Raw genomic sequence first — 21,090 nt, 5'->3', positions numbered from 1 at the left:
CAACGGTTTTCAACTTAATACATTTTCAAGTATTGCTCACGTTCCCAAGGATGTACACTTGTGCGGAACATGTCCCATTCAATTTCTTTCGCTTCGACGAAATTATTTAAAATGTGTTCGCCTAATGCTTTTGTCATAATTTCATTTTTTTGTAGCTCTTGTAGTGCGTTATACAAAGTGCTTGGCAGATCTTCAATACCGACTGCTTCACGCTCTTTTTGGTTCATCATGTAAATGTTGCGGTCTACTGCTTTTGGTGGCGTTAGTTTTCTTCTGATGCCATCAAGACCTGCACCTAATAGTACCGCCATTGCTAGGTACGGGTTTGCTGCTGGATCAACTGAACGTACTTCAACACGTGTAGACAAACCGCGTGATGATGGGATACGTACTAACGGGCTACGGTTTTGGCCAGACCAAGCGATATAACAAGGTGCTTCGTAACCTGGAACTAGACGTTTGTACGAGTTTACAAGTGGATTTGTTATAGCTGTATAGCCTTTAGCGTGCTCAATAATACCTGCGATAAACTGGTAAGCTGTTTCACTTAGTTTCAAGTCGCCCGCTTCATCAAGGAATGTGTTGCGGTCTCCGTCAAATAATGAAACGTTCATGTGCATTCCTGAACCACTTACACCGTACAATGGCTTCGGCATAAAGGTTGCATGCAATCCGTGTTTACGCGCAATTGTTTTAACAACTAACTTAAAGGTTTGAATGTCGTCACAGGCTTTTATTGCATCTGCGTATTTAAAGTCAATTTCATGTTGTCCTGGTGCTACTTCGTGGTGAGAAGCTTCAATTTCAAAGCCCATCTCTTCAAGTTCTAGAACGATATCGCGTCGGCAGTTTTCGCCAAGGTCCATCGGTGCTAAGTCAAAATAGCCGCCGTGGTCATTTAGTTCTAGTGACGGTTCGCCTCGTTCATCAAGTTTGAACAAGAAAAATTCTGGCTCTGGTCCTAGGTTAAAATGCGTAAATCCTAGCTCTTCCATTTCTTTTAATACGCGTTTTAAATTGGTGCGCGGATCTCCAGCAAATGGCGTGCCGTCCGGGCTATAAATGTCACAGATTAAGCGCGCTACTTTCCCTTTGCCTGTAATCCATGGGAACACTGCCCAAGTATCAAGGTCTGGGAATAAATACATATCCGATTCTTCGATGCGTACAAATCCATCGATAGAAGATCCATCAAACATCATTTTGTTATCGAGTGCTTTGTCCAATTGGGATGTCGGTATTTCAACGTTTTTGATGACTCCAAGAATATCTGTAAATTGCAGACGAATAAAATTAACGTTCTCTTCTTTTACTAATCGGTGAATGTCTTCTTTTGAATACTTGCCCATGTTCTCTTCACTCTCCTATGAATGTTTTATGTAAGCCCATTTCTTTAATGGAAGAAACGGGATAAATCACCTTGTCTAAAGCCACCAAGTTCGAAGGGTCGAGCTTGATGTTTCAATTGTTCACGCAGCAAATTTCGCAACTCCGCGTCACTTAGATTTTTTGACTCTACCTGATTGTTTTCAGGCGAGTTTTTTAACTCGTATAATTTCTTAATGCCGGCGATATTAAGTCCTTGATCCAAGTAGTCCTTGATTTCAAGTAAAGCATCGACGTCGTTTAACGAAAACATACGCTTATTCCCATCGGTACGGGCAGGGCTAATTAACTTGTGCTCTTCGTAATAACGGATTTGTCTAGCAGTAAGTTCCGTCAGCTGCATAACTATACTGATTGGAAGAAGCGGCATCGTCCGTCGAACCCGGTTCGTCATAAGTTTCACTCATTTCAAGTAGTTATTACTTTTACAGCATATATCATGTTAGATTATTTGTCAAACATACGTTAAGTTTCCTTACATTAAAATTCCCCGCATGCAATATGCGAGGAATCGATTAGATTAAGTTAGCTTTTTTCAATACGTCAACCGAGTTTAAAACGGCAATTTTAACGTGTTCATAGGTAAGTCCACCTTGTACAAACGCCGTGTACGGTGGCCGAATGGGACCATCAGCTGTCAGTTCAATGCTGGAACCTTGCACAAACGTTCCTGCTGCCATAATGACATCGTCTTCATAACCTGGCATATAAGCCGGTTCCGGTTTGAATTGCGCATTGACTGGCGAACTCGCTTGAATCGTTTGGCAAAAAGCAATCATCTGCTCAGCCGTTTGAAACGATACCGATTGAATCAAGTCTGTCCGCTTGTCACTCCAATGAGGCGCGGTAATCATTCCCGCGTCTTCTAAAAGTGCTGAAGTGAAAATTGCCCCTTTTAATGCTTGAGAAACAATATGTGGCGCCATGAAAAACCCTTGATACATATCGGGTAGTGCATTGAGTGACGCGCCTGCCTCTCCTCCTATACCCGGCGACGTCATGCGGTAACCACATTTTTCAACCAGATCGGCTCTACCGGCGATGTAGCCACCAATTTTAGCGAGTCCACCTCCAGGATTTTTAATCAGAGAGCCCGCAATCAAATCCGCGCCTACTTCAATCGGCTCACGCGTTTCCACAAACTCGCCATAGCAATTATCAACAAAAACAATGGCTTGTGGCTTTATGCGACGAATACCCGCAATCATGTCTTCGATTTCTTCTATCGTAAAGGAAGGTCGTGTGTCATAGCCTCGCGAACGTTGAATGGCGATGACTTTGGTCTTGTCATTTATTGCTTTTTCAGCTGCTAGCCAATCAATTTTATTGTTAGCGTCCAGATCAGTATGCTGGTAACTAATACCGAAGTCTTTTAGCGATCCCGTATCCTTGTCACCGCCTGAGACAATAGAATCTAATGTATCGTAAGGCTTACCTGTTAGATAAAGCAGTTCGTCTCCTGGTCGCAATATACCGAATAACGAAATGGTAATGGCATGGGTTCCAGAAATAATTTGCGGCCGAACGAGAGCCGCTTCCGCTCTAAAAACATCCGCATAGACTCGCTCAAGCGTATCTCGTCCTTCATCGTCGTACCCGTAACCGGTAGATGGATTAAAATGATGGTCACTAACGCGCTGGTTATGAAAAGCCGTTAATACTTTCTTTTGGTTTATGTAAGCTGTTTCGTCAGCCAATTCGAGCTGTCTCTTGATAATTTTTTCTATTTTAGTAATTGTAGTAAACATGTAATTCTCCATTCTCTTGAATTTCTCTTTTCTATTATGCGGCATGACTTGAAATAGCGTCAAATTCTGCTACAATTCATAGAGTTGCATGTTGAGGAGGAATAGCTCTATGGCTTGGGAAGTACTGAGCGCCTTCGGTACGATTGCTTTTGCAATATCCGGCGCAATTATTGCCATGGAAGAAGAATACGATATTTTTGGTGTCTATCTTCTCGGCGTTGTCACAGCCTTTGGTGGCGGTGCCATTCGAAATTTATTGATCGGCGTGCCTGTTTCGGCGCTATGGGAACAAGAATTCATGTTCCAACTGGCCTTTGCATCGATCACGATTGTCTTTTTGTTTCCGCATAAACTGCTTGGCCACTGGAATCGCTGGGGCAATTTTTTTGATGCTATCGGATTGTCAGCGTTTGCTGTTCAAGGAGCCATTTATGCTGTTGAACTAGAATTGCCACTATTTGCAGTTGTTGTAGCAGCCGTACTTACAGGTTCTGGCGGAGGAATCATTCGTGATTTACTAGCAGGAAGAAAACCACTTGTGTTAAAATCTGAAATCTATGCGGTTTGGGCTGCATTGTGCGGATTGTTCATCAGCTTTAATTCAGCATCTTCTGACCTTATGCTTTATTCGTTATTTGTGCTGATCACAATCCTGCGAATTTTGTCCTATACTTTTAAATGGAGATTACCCGCTCGTAAAATTCAAATCTCGTAGAGGGATGTACAAATGCTGGATCATTAAAATCAAGATAGTGGAGCTTGACTGTAAAATGAAGAGCTGAAACTCCATACTTTTCAAATACAAACAAACCACACAGCAAAAACGCTGTGTGGTTTGTTTGTATTTGTTATGCGATTGTCTCGCCGTTCCAGGCAGTCATGCCGCCTTCAACGTTGATGGTCTTCATATTTTTTGATTCCAAACCTTCAATAATATTTTTTGTCCATCTCCCAACATCAATAATTAAAAGCTGAGCAACTTTGATTAATCATAATTAAAAAGGCGGAGAAAGCTAGAAAAAGGACGAAAAAAGAAGCATTGGCTTAAGATGCTTCCAATTGATGCTATTTAAGTTCTTTTCTCTTTAAGTACATTCGAACAAATTCTATATCTTCTTTAGTCAGATTTTCAATTTCTTCGATAGACTGAATTATACCTAGGATTTGTTTATCGTGGTTCACTTCATTTTTATTACTGAAAAAGCTTGTAATTGCAGAAGTTAATGTACCAATAATTCCGATACCAACTAACATCAATACAACGGCTAATACTCGTCCAATTGGTGTCTCCGGAGAGATATCTCCATATCCGACAGTCGTAGTAGTTACAACAGCCCACCAGAGTGCATCACCAAAAGTATTTATTGAAGGTTCAAGTAACACAATTGGAATAGGGATTAAGAATAAAAGAACCATCGAAATAATCAATACTTTGTCCAAGCCATTCGTCCTCAACAATTTATAAACAGGAGTTAGATATCGTGAACCTATTCCGATTAAACGAATCACACGGAACAAACGTACAATACGCGCTGCTCTAAAAATAGAATCGAAAGGAACAATTGCAACCAGTTCAAAGGGATGTTGTTTAATATAAGTCCATTTGTTTTCTGATCTTATTAATCGAATAGTATAGTCGAGTACAAAAACGAACCAAATACCCCAATCTAATTTCATAAAATTTTCATTTTCCGAAAAAGCGAAGAACAAAGATATCAATACCAATACAAACATAAAAATTTCAAATATGATTACACTTTTCTTCATTAATTTACTCCTCACATTCAAAAATCAATTATTTTGGTAAAGAACAACTTTAGAAAACAAAGTATCACTCCTTGGGTCGTTTTAGTAAATTCGGTACAACTTATAAGTTTGGGTTTTTATAGAGGTTTCACCTATTAAAAAACACCTAATTTCGTAGGTTCAATAACCTGTCGAATTTAGGTGTTACTCATTGTTTTAAAACCCATCTAAATAGGTGCTAAGAGGTAGTCTGTTAAGATGGTTAATTCGATTTTTGCGATTTAAAACTGAACAGATTAGCAAAAACGCTGTGTGGTTTGTTTGTATTTGTTATGCGATTGTCTCGCCGTTCCAGGCAGTCATGCCACCTTCAACGTTGATGGTCTTCATATTTTTTGATTCCAAAATGTCACAAGCCATTTCACTCCGACGACCCGCACGACAAACCAGATGATAGTCTTTGGTTGCATCTAGCTCTCCGCTACGCTCTTCCACTTCACCGAGCGGAATGTGTTTAGCCCCTGGAATCATTCCAAAAGCCACCTCGTCTGCTTCACGAACGTCGATGATGTGTAACTCTTCTCCAGCTTCAACTCGTTTTTGCAATTCATCTGCTGTAATAGTCTTCATAAAGACACCTCCCGAAATTTAAATCGAATTCACTTCAAAATGCTATACCTCAACAACATAACTGTCAACCCGAGGAGCTGGGCACCGGAGCTAGACAACCCGAAAAGCGTAGGCAGCCTTGTAGATTCGACGGGCTTAAGACACACTGGTGAAGCGGCGTCTTTTGCCGCACAGCCAGAGTGGATTAAGACCCTAGAATCTGGCTGCTGGAGCTAGACAACCCGAAAAGCGTAGGTGCTCGTTTAGCTCTGACAGGCATAAATCAAAAAACCGGCCCGCACCTACAGTCTGACTTTTTTACTCTTCGTGTTCAATCGCTACAGCTTTTGACGGAGAAAACGTCGAAATTGCATGTTTGTAAATTAACTGTTGTTTGCCATCTGTTTCGACCAGCACCGTAAAATTATCATAAGATTTAATGGTCCCTTTTAATTGGAAGCCATTAAGTAAGAAGACCGTTACATAAATATTATTTTTACGCAGTTGATTTAAATAGACATCCTGAATATTAACTGGTTTCATGTAAATCCCCCTATTTCTCTGTTTGTGTTTGATTGGCCATCAGTTTATCAATTCGACAGTTTCTGTCAGTTTCCTGCATAACCACTGTTATTTCATGGAGATTTTTTTCGAGATCAGCCAGTGCATCGATCCAGAAAATCGGTAGTTTGTTTTTAAAATAAGTAAATTGCCTTTTTGCGTATTTGCGTGAGTTTTGCTTGAGTTTTTCGATTGCTCGTTCAAAACTTTCTTGTTCATCCAAATAAGCGTAAATTTCTCTATAGCCAATGGCTTGAATAGACTGAACGTCGCGTATGCCGCGTTGCCGTAAGGCTTGCACTTCTTCGATCAAGCCGCGTTGCAACATCGTCTCCACTCGTTGATTAATACGTTCATACAGGATGTCTCTTGGCATGTCTAATCCAATGATGACTTCATTGTACATCGGCGACAACGCCAAATTCCGGTCTCCTTTTTGCTGACCACTCATCAAAATTTCAACCGCCCGTATGACACGCCGCGTGTTGTTCGGGTGAATGTCTGACTGCGGATCCAACTTTAACAATTTGGCATACAGTTGTTCAGGACCCGTTTGTTCTAGTTCCTTGTTTAACTCATCTCGTAGTTGTTGGTCGACAGGCTGTTCTGAAAATCGGTAATCAAAGAGTACGGCCTGCACATACATCCCTGTTCCCCCGACAATAATCGGCAGCTTTCCACGCGAGCGAATTTCAGCAATTTTCTCCCGCACTAAGAATTGGTATTCTGCAACTGAAAAACTCTCGTCCGGCTCTTTAATATCCAGCAAGTGATGAGGAATTCCTGCCATTTCTTCAGGTAAAATTTTCGCTGTCCCAATCGTCATATCTCGGTAAATCTGCATCGAGTCCCCGTTGATAATTTCTCCGTGTAACCGCTTAGCTAATTCAAGGCTCAGCGCAGTTTTCCCAGATGCCGTAGGTCCAACAATGGCCACCACATCAATCATTTCCGCACATCCAATCTCCAATTAACTCAAAATAATCTTTTCGATTAAGTTCGTTGAGCAATTCATGCCGACCTTGTTCTGCTAGGTAAACTTTAACGTTAGTCATCCCTGCTTTGTTGAATTGTTTGGCTGAACTGAAAACACCCTCACCGTTATTTCCGACAGGGTCCATCGCACCGCTAATAAACAAAACCGGCAAGTCTTTTCGAATTTTGGCGATTTCTTCAGACTTATTCAATGTTGCAAGCCCGGAAAATAAATCAATGTAAAACTGATTAGTTGATTCAAAACCACACCAAGGATCTGCTTCGTATTTCGCAACAGCCTCTTTATCTCGACTCAACCAAGCGTAAGACGAACCTTCTTCTGCGAAAGGTTTATTAAAATTGCCAAAAGTCAATTTCCCAAGCGCTTTGCTAGGTTCTTGCTTTCCTTGTAATTTTGCCGATGCGACCGCTACAGCCATTCCGACTTTACCGGAAATGCCAGGATTTCCACCAGTACCGGATAATACGATACGACTGATTTCTTCACTGTGCAATTGCATGTAACGACGAGCCACAAAGGACCCCATACTATGACCGAATAGCAGCAATGGCAGATTTCCCGTTGCCTGCTGGATTTCAGCAATGACGGTATGCGCATCTTCCACTACTCGTTCAAAGCCGCTATCATCTGCAAAGTAACCTTGAATCCCGTTCTGTTCTGCCGTTTTCCCGTGTCCACGTTGATCATGTGCAGATACCACAAAGCCGCGAGACATTAAGTATTCCGCGAACTCTTCGTAGCGACCGATATGTTCAGCCATCCCGTGGATAATATGGATATGGCCAATCGGATTTGGTGGTTCGTAACGCGCATAAAAAAGTTCATGTCCATCAGAAGCATTCATGTAATTTTTGGTTACCTGCATCGTTTACACCCTTCCTCACTACACGTATTCTCTATTCATACCCGAAACGCTGGCAAATTAGACGCCAACTTTTAATTCATTACACGTTTGAACATTTTCTCCACATCGTATGTCCTGAAATGGATAATGACAGGACGACCGTGCGGACAAGTAAAGGGTTGTTCTGCTTGTTTCAAATCTACCAGTAACCGTTCCATATCGTGTTTCTGCAAAAAATGATTTGCTTTAATCGAGCGTTTGCAACTCATCATAATGGCTGCATCTTCCCGCAATTTCTTAATATCTACTTTTCGCTCGTTCAAAATCTGTTCGATCAAATCTTCAATAACTTCCTGTTCAAATCCTTTCGGAAACCAAGTGGGGTATTCCCGAACAATAAACGATGTATCGCCAAACACTTCTAAAAATACGCCACTATCAGCCAAAACAGCTAAATGGTCTTTTAACCTCAACGCTTCATCTCGACTGTAATGGAATGTTAACGGCAACAGTAAAGTTTGTCGTTCATTGCTGTCAATATCCCCTACTTTTTCACGAAAGTATTCGTATTTGATGCGTTCTTGTGCTGCATGCTGATCAATCAAATAAAAACCATCATGGCTTTGCGCCACAATATAAGTGCCATGAATTTGGCCCACTACTTCCAATTCGGGAAATTGAGGGCTTTCTTGTTGTTCCTCGTGTTCTGCTAATGGTGGCAATTCTTCAATAAATGGCGTTCCACCTTGAAGTGGCTCTTCTTGTCGTTGAACAACTTCCGTTTCGTGTTCAACGGGTAGCTCTGACCATTCTTGTGCGGGTAACTGTTTTGTTTCTTGAACTGTAAACGAACTTTTCCAGAGATCTAATTGTTTAGTCGGCGCTTGTTTGACGGGTTTTGGTTGATCGATAATCGGTGCACGCACAACTGAACTAATCGTGCGTCGAATCGTTTCATGGATCAATTCCATCAATTCTTTTTCTTTACTCAAACGAATTTGTTGTTTTGATGGGTGGACATTGACATCTGTCAAATAAGGATCCCCTTCAATATTTAATACGACAATTGGCTGCCGCTCAAGCGGCAAGAACGTATGATACGCCTTATGAACCGTGTTGGCAATCGCATAATGCTTGACCCAGCGTCCGTTTACAAACAATGAAATATAGTTTTTATTGGCACGGGTGATTTCAGGAAGTGACGCATAGCCCGATACTTTATAGTCATGTGACTGTCCCTCGAACGGAATCATTTTCTTAGCAATCGCAACACCGTAAATGTCGGCTAATACGCGCTTGATTTCTCCACTGCCTGAGGTTTGCAGAATCACTCTGCCGTCATGCATCAGCTTAAAAGCAACACCTGGATAGCTCAGCGCAAAACGGTTCAACAAATCGATGGTATGACCCAATTCTGTCTGCAATGTTTTCATGTATTTTAGCCGTGCAGGTGTATTAAAAAACAATTGATCGATTTTCATATCCGTTCCTTTTCTAAGAGACCCCGCGCGTTGCTCGGTTAAACGTCCGCCTTCCATTTGCACAAAAGTTCCACTCGCACCATTTGATGTATGCAAAGTTACTTTCGAAACTGAAGCGATACTCGCTAGTGCCTCACCTCGAAACCCAAGTGTCCGAATCCGGAATAAATCATGCTCATTGGCAATTTTACTTGTGGCGTGTCTGGAAAATGACAACAATGCATCATCAGCATCCATACCTGCACCGTTATCAATAATTTGAATAGAGGTTAGCCCTGCTTCGATGAGTAACACTTCGATGGCTGTGCTTCCAGCATCGATGGCATTTTCCACTAATTCCTTAACGACCGAAGTCGGCCGTTCGACGACTTCACCCGCGGATATTTTATTGGATAGAGGTTCGTCCATCAATCGAATGATGCCCATTTTCTCACTCCTTAGCCGTTAACTTTTGTTGCAAATCGTTAAGCATCTGCAAAGCTTGAAGAGGTGTCATTGCGGATACTTGAACGTCCTTAATGGTCTGTAAAATTTCGTCTTTTTCTGTATCTGCATCATCAAAAAATGATAATTGCTCGATTGTTGTAGGCTGCTTCTTTTTATCTTCTTCAAAGGTTTTGAGCAATTCACGTGCACGGGCAAGAATGGGTTCTGGTAGATTCGCCAGTTCAGCAACATGAATCCCGTAACTCTTGTCTGCTGGCCCTTTTTTCACTTTATGAAGAAACACGACTTTACCCGATTGCTCCATTGCCGCGACATGGACATTATGAAGCTTGTCCAGCGAATTTTCCAATGCCGTCAACTCGTGGTAATGCGTAGAGAAAAGTGTATTGGCACCAATTTCTCTATGAATGTATTCAATCATCGACTGCGCTAATGCCATGCCATCGTATGTTGATGTACCGCGACCGATTTCATCAAACAGCAATAAGCTGTTTTTTGTCGCATGTGTAATCGCATATTGCGACTCGAGCATTTCGACCATAAAAGTACTTTGGCCTGACACTAAGTCATCGGCTGCTCCAATACGCGTAAAAATTTGATCAACAATTGGCAAATTTGCAGATTCAGCAGGAACGTAACTGCCAATTTGCGCAAGCACAATCGTTAGCGCTACTTGTCGCATATACGTACTTTTCCCCGACATGTTGGGCCCTGTAATCAACAACATATTTTTATCTTCCGCAAGGACACAATCATTCGGTACATAATGTTGCTTATTGAGCATTTTTTCCACAACCGGGTGACGCCCTTCTATAATCGATATTTCTGTCGATTCATTAAATTCAGGTTTGACGAAACGGTATTTTTCTGCCACATTAGCAAAACTCAAAAAGACATCCAGTCCACTGAGAGAAGAAGCAAGTCGTTGAATACGTGAAATGTATTGTTTGACTTCCTCTCGAATCGCCACAAACAACTCATATTCAAGTGACAAACTTTCTTCTTCAGCCGTTAAGATTAACGCTTCTTTTTCTTTCAGTTCAGGAGTCGTATAACGTTCTGCGTTAGCGAGCGTTTGTTTGCGATCGTAGCGTTCTAAATCAGCTAAATGCATATTGGCTTTAGAAATTTCAATATAATAGCCGAAAATGCGGTTATAGCCAATTTTTAACGATTTAATGCCCGTTAATTTGCGTTCTCTTTGTTCAAGCGCGGCAATCCAATCTTTGCCGTTACGCGAAGCATCTCGGTATTCATCAAGCTGTTGATGAAAGCCGTCGCGTATAACGCCGCCTTCTTTTGAAGACAATGGGGGACTTTCGCTAATCGCTTGCAATAGTTCACAAACTTCTATGCAGCGGTCTAGTTTGCCACTAAAGTCCTGCAACGCTAAATTGCCGGAATTCGCTAATTCTTCAATGAGCACAGGAACTTTCTCAAGGGAACTTCTAAGCTGTGCTAAATCACGTCCACTGGCGCTACCAAAGGCAATTCGACCGGATAGGCGTTCCAGGTCATAAACTTCTTTTAATAGCCCCTGAAGCTCTACACGCACGAAATACTGGTCAATCAATGCCGCTACCATTTGCTGACGCTCTTCAATCATTCTTTTGTTTGCTAGTGGCTGATGCAACCACTGCTTTAGCTTTCGGCTCCCCATCGCCGTCATGGTTTCATCTAGGAGCCAAAGCAAGGTCCCTTTTGTTTCGCTGCCCCGAATCGATTGCAATAATTCCAAATTCCGCTTTGAATGAAAATCGATACTTAGTAATTGATTATTTTCTTTATAGGAAAACGCTTGGATGTGATCAAGTGATTGTTTTTGCGTGCGAGAAATATATGTCAGTAACCGATGACTGCTCATCCGCAAATCTTCCGGACAGTCAGCGACTTGTTCTGGTGATAGCGGATAGGCATTTTCCATCGTCTCAATGGATAATACCAGTCCTTGTTCTTCTTCAGTCAGCAAAACGAATAATTGCTCTGAAACGACCAGCTCGCGAATATTCAAAGATTGCAATTCCTGCAACAAAGCTTTTTCCGTCCCCATTATGTACGTAGCTGTTGCTTCACCTGTGCTGATATCGACATAGGACAAACCAAATCCATCAGCAAGTTCGTCAGCTGCAGCTAAAAAGACGTTCGATTTAGAGTCAACGCTTTTTCCTTCTGTATGAGTACCCGGTGTAATTAACCGGACAACTTCACGCTTCACAACACCTTTTGTTAGTTTTGGATCTTCTACTTGTTCACAGATGGCCACTTTATGACCTTTTAAAATCAATTGGTCGATATAGTTTTTTGCTGCATGATGAGGAACCCCGCACATCGGAATTCGGTCATCCCCAGTTCCACCACGGCTAGTTAAGGTAATTTCTAGTATTTGCGACGCTTTAATCGCGTCATCGTAGAACAACTCATAAAAATCGCCCAAACGGAAAAATAAAAAAGCATCCAAGTATTCAGATTTCACTTGAAAATATTGTTGCATCATCGGTGTCGGTGCCATATTAAAACCTCTTTCAAATCGATTGTCGTTTTTCTATTATACCAAAAATACAGCTGGAAAAGAAAAAACTGAAAGAGCTTTGGCTCTTTCAGTTTACTTCTGTTTACCTACGTTTTAATTCGGGCTTGCATTTAGCTCTATCGGTCGGAATGTTTTATGCCGTCGGGACTAAACGGTCGTTTATGCTTTTCTTTGTCCAGCTCCAGTGCCCAGTCCCTCGGGGTCTTAAGACAGCCCGGTCAAGTGGCACAAACACGCCACATGCCCTGTCTGTCTTAAGCCTGTCGGGACTAAACGGGCACTTATGCTTTTCTTTGTCCAGCTCAAGCGACCAGTCCCTCGGGTCATAAGCCACTCTGACTACGTGGCAAAGTACGCCACTTCTTCAGAGCGTCTTATGCCGTCGGGACTAAACGGTCGTTTATGCTTTTCTTGTTACCCGCAGCTTCCTGGTTTGTCGTTGCGGACTTTTGATCCGGTTTCGCCGCGCAGCAAGTCGCCGCCTGTTTCAGTAATGATGTTATTTGTTACTTGGTTGGCAATGGCGGTTGAAACCATCTGCAATAAAGAATTGACGTCGCTCTGTGATTGTTTGAATTCTTGAACAATCGGCACAGCGTCGATTTCTTCTTCAATTTTCGTGATTTTTCCTTCGATCAATGTCAACGCGCGCTCTTTACCATACGCCTGGAAATTGACTGCTTGTTTCTGCAAACTTTTCAGGCTGGCAATTTTTTCACGAATTTGCTGGTTTTCATTAATTTGTGCTTCTGCACGTTTAAAGAAATCCACTTCTTCTGTTGCCGCAATCATATCTGCTACTTCGCGCGCTTTTGCGACGATTTCTTGTTTTGTATACGTCATTTTAAGACACCCATTTCCTGGTCTGACACGACTTCTATACTGTCATCGCTCAACGACCATGTTTTAGTTTCAGTCAGTCACTTTATTTTTTAGGCACAAAACCTACCTCGACGTCTAAATACATCGAACCGGATTTTTCCCTTTTGCGAGCAGTTTAATCGATTTAAAGAATTTGCAACAGATTTCATAACGAAACTTGTTTTAAACGCTACCTCATTATACTGAAAACCAGGCACGCACTTCAAGGTGTCTGCTTGAATTGTCGGAGTTTCGTCAAGAAGTTGAAGGTTTAGCCTTGGAATGGATAATCTTCATTGATATATATGCGTTCAAAACTAATCGCTTTCCCTGTTTGGTCGTCAACTTCAGTGAAAAAGCCACTGACTACTGAACGTCCACGCTTTGGTACTTCGAAACGTGTTGGCATATTGGTCTTGAAACGATAAAGTACAGCTTCTTTATTCATTCCCAAAATTTCATCATACGGTCCTGTCATCCCCACATCTGAGATATAGGCAGTACCGTTTGGCAAAATGCGTGCATCGGCAGTTTGAACATGGGTATGCGTCCCAACAACAACTGAAGCGCGGCCATCTAAATGCCAACCCATCGCGATTTTTTCACTTGTTGCTTCAGCGTGAAAATCTACAAATACGAGCGGTGAAATGGCTTTAGCTTCAGCCATTAGCTCATCCACTTTTTGAAATGGATCTTCATGCGGCGGCAAGAACACACGACCATGCAAATTGATGACCGATAAAGTTTGGCCATTTTTTGTAACAGTCGCCATGCCACGTCCCGGTGCTTCGTCTGAGAAGTTAGCTGGACGGATCAAGTAATCGACTTCATCAATAAAATCAAAAATTTCTTTTTGATCCCATGTATGATTGCCCATGGTTACCATATCTACTCCCATAAACAAAAGATCCTGGTAAATAGCCTTGGTAATGCCGCGTCCAGCTGCTGCGTTCTCGCCATTCGCAATGATAACGTCTGGTGAATACTTTCTTTTCAGTCTCGGTAAATACGATTCAAGTGCATCTCTTCCAATGGATCCAACAATATCTCCAATAAATAAAATTTTCACAAACTCACCTTTTTCCATAAGAAAAAGGCTTCTTTGAATAGACATTCATCGAAGCCTCACCCTTATTATTTTGCGTATTCAACTGCTCTTGTTTCTCTAATAACCGTTACTTTGATGTGACCTGGATAGTCTAACTCTTCTTCAATCCGTTTCCGAATGTCACGAGCAAGACGATGTGCCGTCATGTCATCAATTTGTTCCGGACGAACCATGATGCGAATTTCACGTCCTGCTTGAATCGCGAATGATTTCTCCACGCCTTCATACGACTCGGAAATTTCTTCAAGTTTTTCTAGGCGACGAATGTAGTTTTCCAATGTTTCACTTCTTGCACCTGGACGAGCGGCAGACAATGCATCTGCTGCTGCGACGATGACCGAAATGATGGAAGTCGCTTCTGTGTCACCGTGATGGGAAGCAATACTGTTAATCACTACAGGATGCTCTTTGTACTTCGTTCCAAGTTCTACACCGATTTCAACGTGGCTACCTTCTACTTCATGATCGATGGCTTTACCAATGTCATGTAGAAGTCCAGCACGACGAGCGAGGGTAACATCTTCTCCAAGTTCAGCTGCCATTAAGCCTGACAAGAATGCTACTTCCACAGAGTGCTTCAGCACATTTTGTCCATAACTTGTACGGTAGCGAAGGCGTCCAAGAATTTTGATCAAGTCAGGATGCAAGTTGTGCACGCCTACGTCAAATGTCGTTTGTTCACCAATTTCACGAATTTGCTCATCCACTTCACGTCTTGACTTCTCAACCATTTCTTCGATACGCGCCGGATGGATACGGCCATCTGATACCAGTTTTTCTAGAGCCAATCGCGCCGTTTCACGGCGAATTGGATCAAATCCTGATAGAATAACCGCTTCTGGTGTATCATCGATGATTAAATCGATTCCCGTAAGAGTTTCAAGCGTACGGATGTTACGTCCTTCACGCCCAATGATACGCCCTTTCATCTCGTCGTTTGGCAAGTTCACTACTGAGACAGTCGTTTCTGCTACATGGTCTGCTGCAAAACGCTGCATCGCCAAGGACAAAATATTTTTTGCTTTTTTGTCTGATTCTTCTTTGGCGCGAGCTTCGGCTTCTTTCATCATTACCGCAATATCTGTTGAAAGTTCTTTTTCAACATCCTGTAAGATGATCGACTTGGCTTCTTCGCGTGTCAAAGAGGAAATACGTTCCATTTCAACTTGCTGCTGATGAACTAACTCTTCAGCTTTGCTCTCCATCTGTTCAATATGCTGTTGTTTTTCTACGAGTGCTTCATCTTTACGCTCTAGACTCGCTTCTCTTTTGTTTAATGCATCATCTTTGCGATCTAAATTTTCTTCTCTCTGCAACAACCGATTTTCTTGTTTTTGAAGTTCAGATCGGCGTTCCCGAATATCAGATTCTGTTTCAGTACGCAATTTGTGATTTTCGTCTTTTGCTTCCAAAAGGGCTTCTTTTTTCTGCGCTTCGGCTTCTCTCTTTGCATCTTCGATGATCTGCTCTGCAGAGTTTCTCGCACCTGCCATTTTGGACTCATTTGATTTTTTCATTACAAAATAACCAACAACTACACCGACGATGATACCAAGCAAAGCGAAGATGATCGCGTTATCCATTCGGACACCTCCTCTTGCTATTAATTTTTTTCGTTTTAAAGAATAATAATGAAACTTTTCTTATCACTGCAACAATTTAAAAATTAGTAAATTATACAATTTTAATTGTATAGCTGGACTTATGTCGTGTCAACCCAGGAAAAGCGGAAGCGGTCGTTCAGCTCTGACAGGCAAGTGATGGCTCAAAGGTAGTTTGGGCCATCACTTTGCGACAAAGCACAAGAGGCTGCAGGAGCAGTTTAGGTTTAAGCTGCCCAACTTTTGTATGACCTTAAGCAGCTTACGAACCGAAGAGTTGGTCGATGGAGCTACACAATAGAAAAGCCGCCAAGCATAGCTTGCGGCTTTTTCTTTCTTATTCTACTTGCCTGATGAGTCGTCTTCATCCATCAACAAGTTAAAATCTTCTGCTGTATCTTTGTTTCCAGCAATTGTATAAGTTGCTGCTTCCATTCCAGAAGATTCACGAATTTTATTAGAAATTTCATTGCGAATTTCTGGATTTTTAAGCAAGAATTGCTTAACATTTTCACGACCTTGACCGATTCTTTCTTCATTATAAGAATACCATGAACCGCTCTTTTGAATAATTTCCATGTCAGAACCGATATCGACAATTTCACCTTCTCGTGAAATTCCTTTTCCGTACATAATATCAACCTCAGCTGTACGGAACGGTGGAGCTACTTTGTTTTTTACTACTTTTATTTTTGTTCTGTTACCGATAATTTCAGTTCCCGATTTCAATGCTTCTGCACGACGGACTTCTAGACGGACAGATGAATAGAATTTCAACGCACGACCACCAGGAGTGGTTTCTGGGTTACCGAACATCACACCAATTTTTTCGCGAATTTGGTTAATGAAAATAACGATTGTATTTGATTTGTTGATGACACCAGACAATTTACGAAGAGCTTGAGACATTAAACGTGCCTGTAACCCCATATGAGAATCGCCCATTTCGCCTTCAATTTCAGCTTTTGGTACTAATGCTGCTACTGAATCGACAACGACGATATCAACTGCTCCACTTCGAACAAGTGCTTCGGCAATTTCAAGTGCTTGCTCGCCAGTATCCGGTTGAGAAAGCAATAATTCATCAATGTTAACACCTAAATTTTTTGCGTAAACAGGATCTAATGCATGCTCTGCATCAATAAACGCTGCTGTTCCGCCTGTCGCTTGAACTTCGGCAATAGCATGAAGAGAAACTGTTGTTTTACCTGAACTTTCCGGGCCGTATATTTCAATGACACGCCCACGTGGATATCCGCCTATTCCTAACGCTGTATCCAATGCCAAAGAACCACTTGAAACGGATGATATATTACGGTCGGTTTTTTCTCCTAATTTCATGACAGAACCTTTACCGAATTGCTTTTCTATTTGTTTTAACGCCATATCTAATGCTGCTTTACGATCGCTCAAAAGAAATCCTCCTCTAAATGAAAACCTATTTTCTATCTGTCTCTATTATACTAGCTTATTGAGAAATACACAAGAAAAAAGCGAACGTTTATTCGTGTTTGTTTTTCAGAATTTTATTTTTAAATGTCTTATATAGAGCATTTCCCATTTTTGACTAGAAAAAAACACGCAAAATTAAATTTTGCGTGCGTCTTCTTCAGTTAATATACGAATTACATAATGGAGTGCCAATTTAACAGCCCGCAAACGATTGGTATTGCGCATACCGGACAACTGAAGACGGTATGACTGAGAACCTTGTTTAGTGGCAATGCCTATCCATACAGTACCTGCTGGCTGATCCCCGTGTGCATCTGGTCCTGCTGCACCAGTCAGTGAAACGCTAATATCCGTTTTGAATTTTTCTCGTACAGCTTCTGCCATAGCCAATGCCGTTTGTTCACTAACGACTCCATATTCAGCAAGCAATTCAGCTGACAGTCCAAGCTGGTGAACTTTCATTTCTTCATTATAGGTAATAACGCCGCCGGATAGCACTGCACTCGCACCTGGTACTGAAGCCAATTCAGACTGGAAGAGCCCAGCAGTTAAACTTTCTGCTGCTGAAATTGTCTTCCCTTGTTCAGTTAGTAGCTCGATTGCTTTGGAAGCTAGCGAATCGTTATCGTAGCCATAAAGGTAATCGCCCACTACATCTAAAATTTCATCTCTAGCGCCATTGATCAATTGCCAAGCTTCTTCTGTCGTATTGGTCTTAGCTGTAATGCGCAGCGTTACTTCTCCATCTGCTGCCAATGGTGCGATCGTTGGGTTTGTTTGCTTATCAAGAATAGAATGCAATCGATCTTCTAGTTCAGCTTCACCGATGCCGTAAAAACGCAATACATGCGATAAAATGACATCTGCTTTGTTCAATAAATGCGCGAGCTTTGGCTTTGCTTCGAATTGGAACATGGGCTCCATCTCTTTTGGTGGACCAGGCAATAAGATATAAACACGGTCTTCTTTTTTGTACATCATACCTGGTGCCATTCCATTATAATTGACGAGAACTTCACTATCTTTTAAAACCAATGCTTGTTTTTTATTGTTTTCGGTCATTGGACGCCCTGCACGTTCAAAAAAAGCAACGATTGAGTCGAGAGCTTCTCCATTCATTTCGAGCGTTGTGTCTAGGTGTTTAGCGATAGACTCTTTTGTCAAATCGTCTTTAGTTGGACCAAGCCCACCTGTGAATAAAATAAGGTCGGCGCGGTTTTCCGCTATAGTAATGGCATCTTCCAAACGAGCGGCATTGTCGCCGACTACCGTGTGGTAATACACATTAATACCGAGTTCTGCTAAATGATTGGATAGAAAACGAGCATTTGTATTGGTGATTTGACCTAATAACAATTCTGAACCGACAGCAATAATTTCTGCGTTCATCTATTCAATCCCCTTTGGATTCATTTATTTTGAAGTCATTAAGGCGCGGCGGTTGGCGTAAAAATAATCCCATCCAGACCAAACTGTGAAAATCAACGCGATATAAAGCATGATTTGACCGAATGGCAAGCCGACTAAAACAAAAATCGTATCATGTAGCAACAAAGCAGAAATTGCTAAAATTTGAGCTGTGGTTTTGATTTTTCCTAAACCGCCAGCTGCGACAACTTCACCTTCGCCTGCCAATACTAAACGTAATCCTGTAACGGCAAATTCACGGCTAATGATAACAATCACAATCCATGAAGCTGCAAATCCAAGTTCAACTAAAATAATCAAAGCAGCTGAAACTAACAGTTTATCAGCTAAAGGATCTAAAAATTTCCCGAAAGTTGTGACTAGGTTATATTTACGTGCATAAAAGCCATCCACCCAATCGGTTAACGATGCAAAGATAAAAATAAGTCCTCCGACAAAATGAGTAACGGGCATTTCAGCTCCAAAAAGTGTCATTGTGCCCCAATCAAAACCGGCCAACATAACCACCATGAAGACGGGAATCAATAAAATCCTCGAGATGGTAATTTGATTTGGTATGTTCATTAGTGTTTCTCCTCTCGAACTTTCGTAAAAAATAGCCACTCTAAAGATGGCTATTCGGCGCCTGTAAATTGAATAACGATATTTTGGGTTTGTAGTTGCTGCTTGTACTCAATCTCTTCGCCGTTCAACGTCAATGTAATATTCGAATAGTCACCTAAGCGTAACCGAACAACATCCACTTCCGACAAATCGATTGCTTCTGTTTCACCAGATTGCATCACTCGTGCTCTCGAACTTAATTCTTTCTGGTTTTGATCAGTGGCCGTAACCCAAGATGGTCCATCAGCCACTATTTCTAACTGAGGATTTGACGGGCCCTGCCATGAGTATGTGGTTGTATCTCCTTCAATTTCTCCACTAGAAAGAACCGCTTTCGACACTTCAGGCTCTTTTTCTTCTTTTTCTGCAGTCGCCTTTTCTGTTTCTTCCGGTACAGGAGCCACAGATTCTTCATAGGGAACACCGCCATCGCTCTCTGTCGGCATATTTGTTGAATCGCTATTTGTCGAAGCACTATAAAAATACCAGACGACGGCAAGAATCAAAACAATAAACAGCGCAACAAGAACTTTAGGAATAATTTCAGCATACGCTTCACTCGGAGCTGTCCGCGTAATTGCGCGCCTTCTAGAAGTAAAGGTATCAGGCATTTCTTTTGGAGCAACAGGTTCATTTGCAGACAGTTCCTCTTTATGCTGTTCAAGCAGTTCTTCTCCACTTAGCCCGACTGCTGCCGCGTACTGCTTGATAAAAGCACGTACATAAAACGTACCCGGCATCATGCTGTGATTCCCATCTTCTATGCCCGCCAAGTAACGCTTTTGTATCTTGGTCAAGTCCTGTAAATCTTCTAAACTAAACCCTTTGGCGATTCTGGCTTGTTTCAGCCGAGTACCCAAGTCACTCAAAACAATCACCTACCTACTTAAAAGTTGAATCCATCGCCAAACATATTTCCTTGTGATTTCTCATCCATGAACGTATTTTTTTCCAATACTTCATACGTAATTTTTTCTTCCGGATGGTGACGTAGTTCAATAATATAATCAAAATCATCAATGCTATATTCTGATTGCTCGACAAACTTATCCGGGTGCTCTACTACTTTAATCGTTGGCATACGCATCATTTCCCGAACCAATTGCATGTGACGTTCATCAGCTGAGCGGCGTGTAACAATACCGTCTAAGATGAAGATATTGTTGTCGTTATGCTCATCACCCATCAACTGATTTCGAACCGTTTGCTTGATCATGGTAGAAGATAAGAAAATCCATTTTTTATTGGCGCTAACGCTCGCAGCCACGATTGACTCCGTTTTCCCCACACGAGGCATGCCTCTGAGTCCAACTAATTTGTGACCTTCTTGCTTAAAAATTTCTGCCATAAAATCCACCAGCAACCCTAATTCGTCACGCACAAAGCGAAACGTTTTGCGATCGTCAGCATCTCGCTGAATATATCTGCCGTGTCGCACCGCCAATATATCGCGTAGCTTCGGTTCACGGAACTTTGTTACAGCAATCGTATCGATAGTTGATAAAATTTGTTCAAAGCGCTCTAACTGTACGTCATGTTCTGCACGTAACAGCATGCCGCGACGACCTTGATCTACACCATTTATCGTCACGATATTTACTCGCAACATTCCCAGTAGAGAAGCGATGTCGCCAAGCAGACCGGGACGGTTAACTTGGATTTCATATTCAAAATACCATTCTTTCATG

At 41.8% G+C, this 21,090-nt stretch carries 19 protein-coding genes; 1 reads left to right on the top strand and 18 read right to left on the bottom strand.

Annotated features, from left to right (window positions below):
- Positions 1-14: 14 nt before the first annotated feature.
- From glnA to AUO94_RS14985, 3 genes are all read right to left on the bottom strand, one after another.
- Positions 15-1,349, bottom strand: coding sequence for a type I glutamate--ammonia ligase (gene glnA, locus AUO94_RS14995; RefSeq protein ID WP_058384986.1), 1,335 nt, complete (start codon positions 1,347-1,349; stop codon positions 15-17).
- A 44-nt stretch (positions 1,350-1,393) separates the two neighbouring features.
- Complete coding sequence (locus AUO94_RS14990) at positions 1,394-1,780, bottom strand: MerR family transcriptional regulator (protein ID WP_058384985.1); 387 nt, start codon at positions 1,778-1,780, stop codon at positions 1,394-1,396.
- 121 nt (positions 1,781-1,901) lie between these two features.
- Positions 1,902-3,134 (bottom strand): methionine gamma-lyase family protein, encoded by a 1,233-nt coding sequence (locus AUO94_RS14985; RefSeq protein WP_082707589.1) that lies wholly within the window; start codon positions 3,132-3,134, stop codon positions 1,902-1,904.
- Between the two features lie 109 nt (positions 3,135-3,243).
- Between AUO94_RS14985 and AUO94_RS14980 the strand changes: the two genes are divergently transcribed.
- On the top strand, positions 3,244-3,849 hold the full coding sequence (locus tag AUO94_RS14980) for a trimeric intracellular cation channel family protein (RefSeq protein WP_058384983.1): 606 nt from the start codon (positions 3,244-3,246) through the stop codon (positions 3,847-3,849).
- A gap of 350 nt (positions 3,850-4,199) precedes the next feature.
- On the opposite strand, the gene AUO94_RS14975 is transcribed toward AUO94_RS14980, so the two are convergent.
- From AUO94_RS14975 to AUO94_RS14905, 15 genes are all read right to left on the bottom strand, one after another.
- Positions 4,200-4,901, bottom strand: a complete 702-nt coding sequence (locus AUO94_RS14975) for a potassium channel family protein (RefSeq protein ID WP_058384982.1) — start codon at positions 4,899-4,901, stop codon at positions 4,200-4,202.
- A gap of 309 nt (positions 4,902-5,210) precedes the next feature.
- A complete protein-coding gene (locus AUO94_RS14970; RefSeq protein WP_058384981.1) occupies positions 5,211-5,510 on the bottom strand; it encodes a rhodanese-like domain-containing protein in 300 nt (99 codons plus the stop codon).
- A 297-nt stretch (positions 5,511-5,807) separates the two neighbouring features.
- A complete protein-coding gene (gene hfq, locus AUO94_RS14965) occupies positions 5,808-6,032 on the bottom strand; it encodes an RNA chaperone Hfq (RefSeq protein ID WP_058384980.1) in 225 nt (74 codons plus the stop codon).
- Positions 6,033-6,042: 10 nt separating this feature from the next.
- The gene (miaA, locus tag AUO94_RS14960; protein ID WP_058384979.1) at positions 6,043-6,999 is read right to left on the bottom strand and encodes a tRNA (adenosine(37)-N6)-dimethylallyltransferase MiaA; all 957 of its coding nucleotides are present in this window, start codon (positions 6,997-6,999) and stop codon (positions 6,043-6,045) included.
- A complete protein-coding gene (locus AUO94_RS14955; protein ID WP_058384978.1) occupies positions 6,992-7,912 on the bottom strand; it encodes an alpha/beta hydrolase in 921 nt (306 codons plus the stop codon). The genes miaA and AUO94_RS14955 overlap by 8 nt, the downstream gene beginning before the upstream one ends.
- A 71-nt stretch (positions 7,913-7,983) precedes the next feature.
- Positions 7,984-9,798 carry a DNA mismatch repair endonuclease MutL gene (gene mutL, locus AUO94_RS14950; protein ID WP_058384977.1) on the bottom strand — a complete coding sequence of 605 codons (1,815 nt, stop codon included), beginning with the start codon at positions 9,796-9,798 and terminating at the stop codon, positions 7,984-7,986.
- 4 nt (positions 9,799-9,802) lie between these two features.
- Positions 9,803-12,328, bottom strand: a complete 2,526-nt coding sequence (mutS, locus tag AUO94_RS14945; RefSeq protein WP_058384976.1) for a DNA mismatch repair protein MutS — start codon at positions 12,326-12,328, stop codon at positions 9,803-9,805.
- A gap of 435 nt (positions 12,329-12,763) precedes the next feature.
- Complete coding sequence (locus AUO94_RS14940) at positions 12,764-13,192, bottom strand: YlbF/YmcA family competence regulator (RefSeq protein WP_058384975.1); 429 nt, start codon at positions 13,190-13,192, stop codon at positions 12,764-12,766.
- A 289-nt stretch (positions 13,193-13,481) separates the two neighbouring features.
- Positions 13,482-14,279, bottom strand: a complete 798-nt coding sequence (locus AUO94_RS14935; RefSeq protein ID WP_058386876.1) for a TIGR00282 family metallophosphoesterase — start codon at positions 14,277-14,279, stop codon at positions 13,482-13,484.
- A 65-nt stretch (positions 14,280-14,344) separates the two neighbouring features.
- Positions 14,345-15,901 carry a ribonuclease Y gene (rny, locus tag AUO94_RS14930; protein WP_058384974.1) on the bottom strand — a complete coding sequence of 519 codons (1,557 nt, stop codon included), beginning with the start codon at positions 15,899-15,901 and terminating at the stop codon, positions 14,345-14,347.
- Between the two features lie 360 nt (positions 15,902-16,261).
- Positions 16,262-17,332: a recombinase RecA gene (recA, locus tag AUO94_RS14925; RefSeq protein WP_058384973.1), complete on the bottom strand. Its 1,071-nt coding sequence runs from the start codon at positions 17,330-17,332 to the stop codon at positions 16,262-16,264.
- 174 nt (positions 17,333-17,506) lie between these two features.
- Positions 17,507-18,760, bottom strand: a complete 1,254-nt coding sequence (locus AUO94_RS14920; protein ID WP_058384972.1) for a competence/damage-inducible protein A — start codon at positions 18,758-18,760, stop codon at positions 17,507-17,509.
- A 24-nt stretch (positions 18,761-18,784) separates the two neighbouring features.
- Positions 18,785-19,363 carry a CDP-diacylglycerol--glycerol-3-phosphate 3-phosphatidyltransferase gene (gene pgsA, locus AUO94_RS14915; RefSeq protein ID WP_058384971.1) on the bottom strand — a complete coding sequence of 193 codons (579 nt, stop codon included), beginning with the start codon at positions 19,361-19,363 and terminating at the stop codon, positions 18,785-18,787.
- Positions 19,364-19,413: 50 nt separating this feature from the next.
- Positions 19,414-20,280, bottom strand: a complete 867-nt coding sequence (locus AUO94_RS14910) for a helix-turn-helix domain-containing protein (protein WP_237150128.1) — start codon at positions 20,278-20,280, stop codon at positions 19,414-19,416.
- A gap of 8 nt (positions 20,281-20,288) precedes the next feature.
- On the bottom strand, positions 20,289-21,089 hold the full coding sequence (locus AUO94_RS14905) for a YmfK family protein (RefSeq protein WP_058384969.1): 801 nt from the start codon (positions 21,087-21,089) through the stop codon (positions 20,289-20,291).
- Position 21,090: the final 1 nt, after the last annotated feature.

The organism is Planococcus kocurii (genome assembly GCF_001465835.2).
GTDB lineage: Bacteria > Bacillota > Bacilli > Bacillales_A > Planococcaceae > Planococcus > Planococcus kocurii.
Note: the sequence above shows the minus strand (reverse complement) of the source record. Positions and strands in the feature narration are given on the sequence as shown.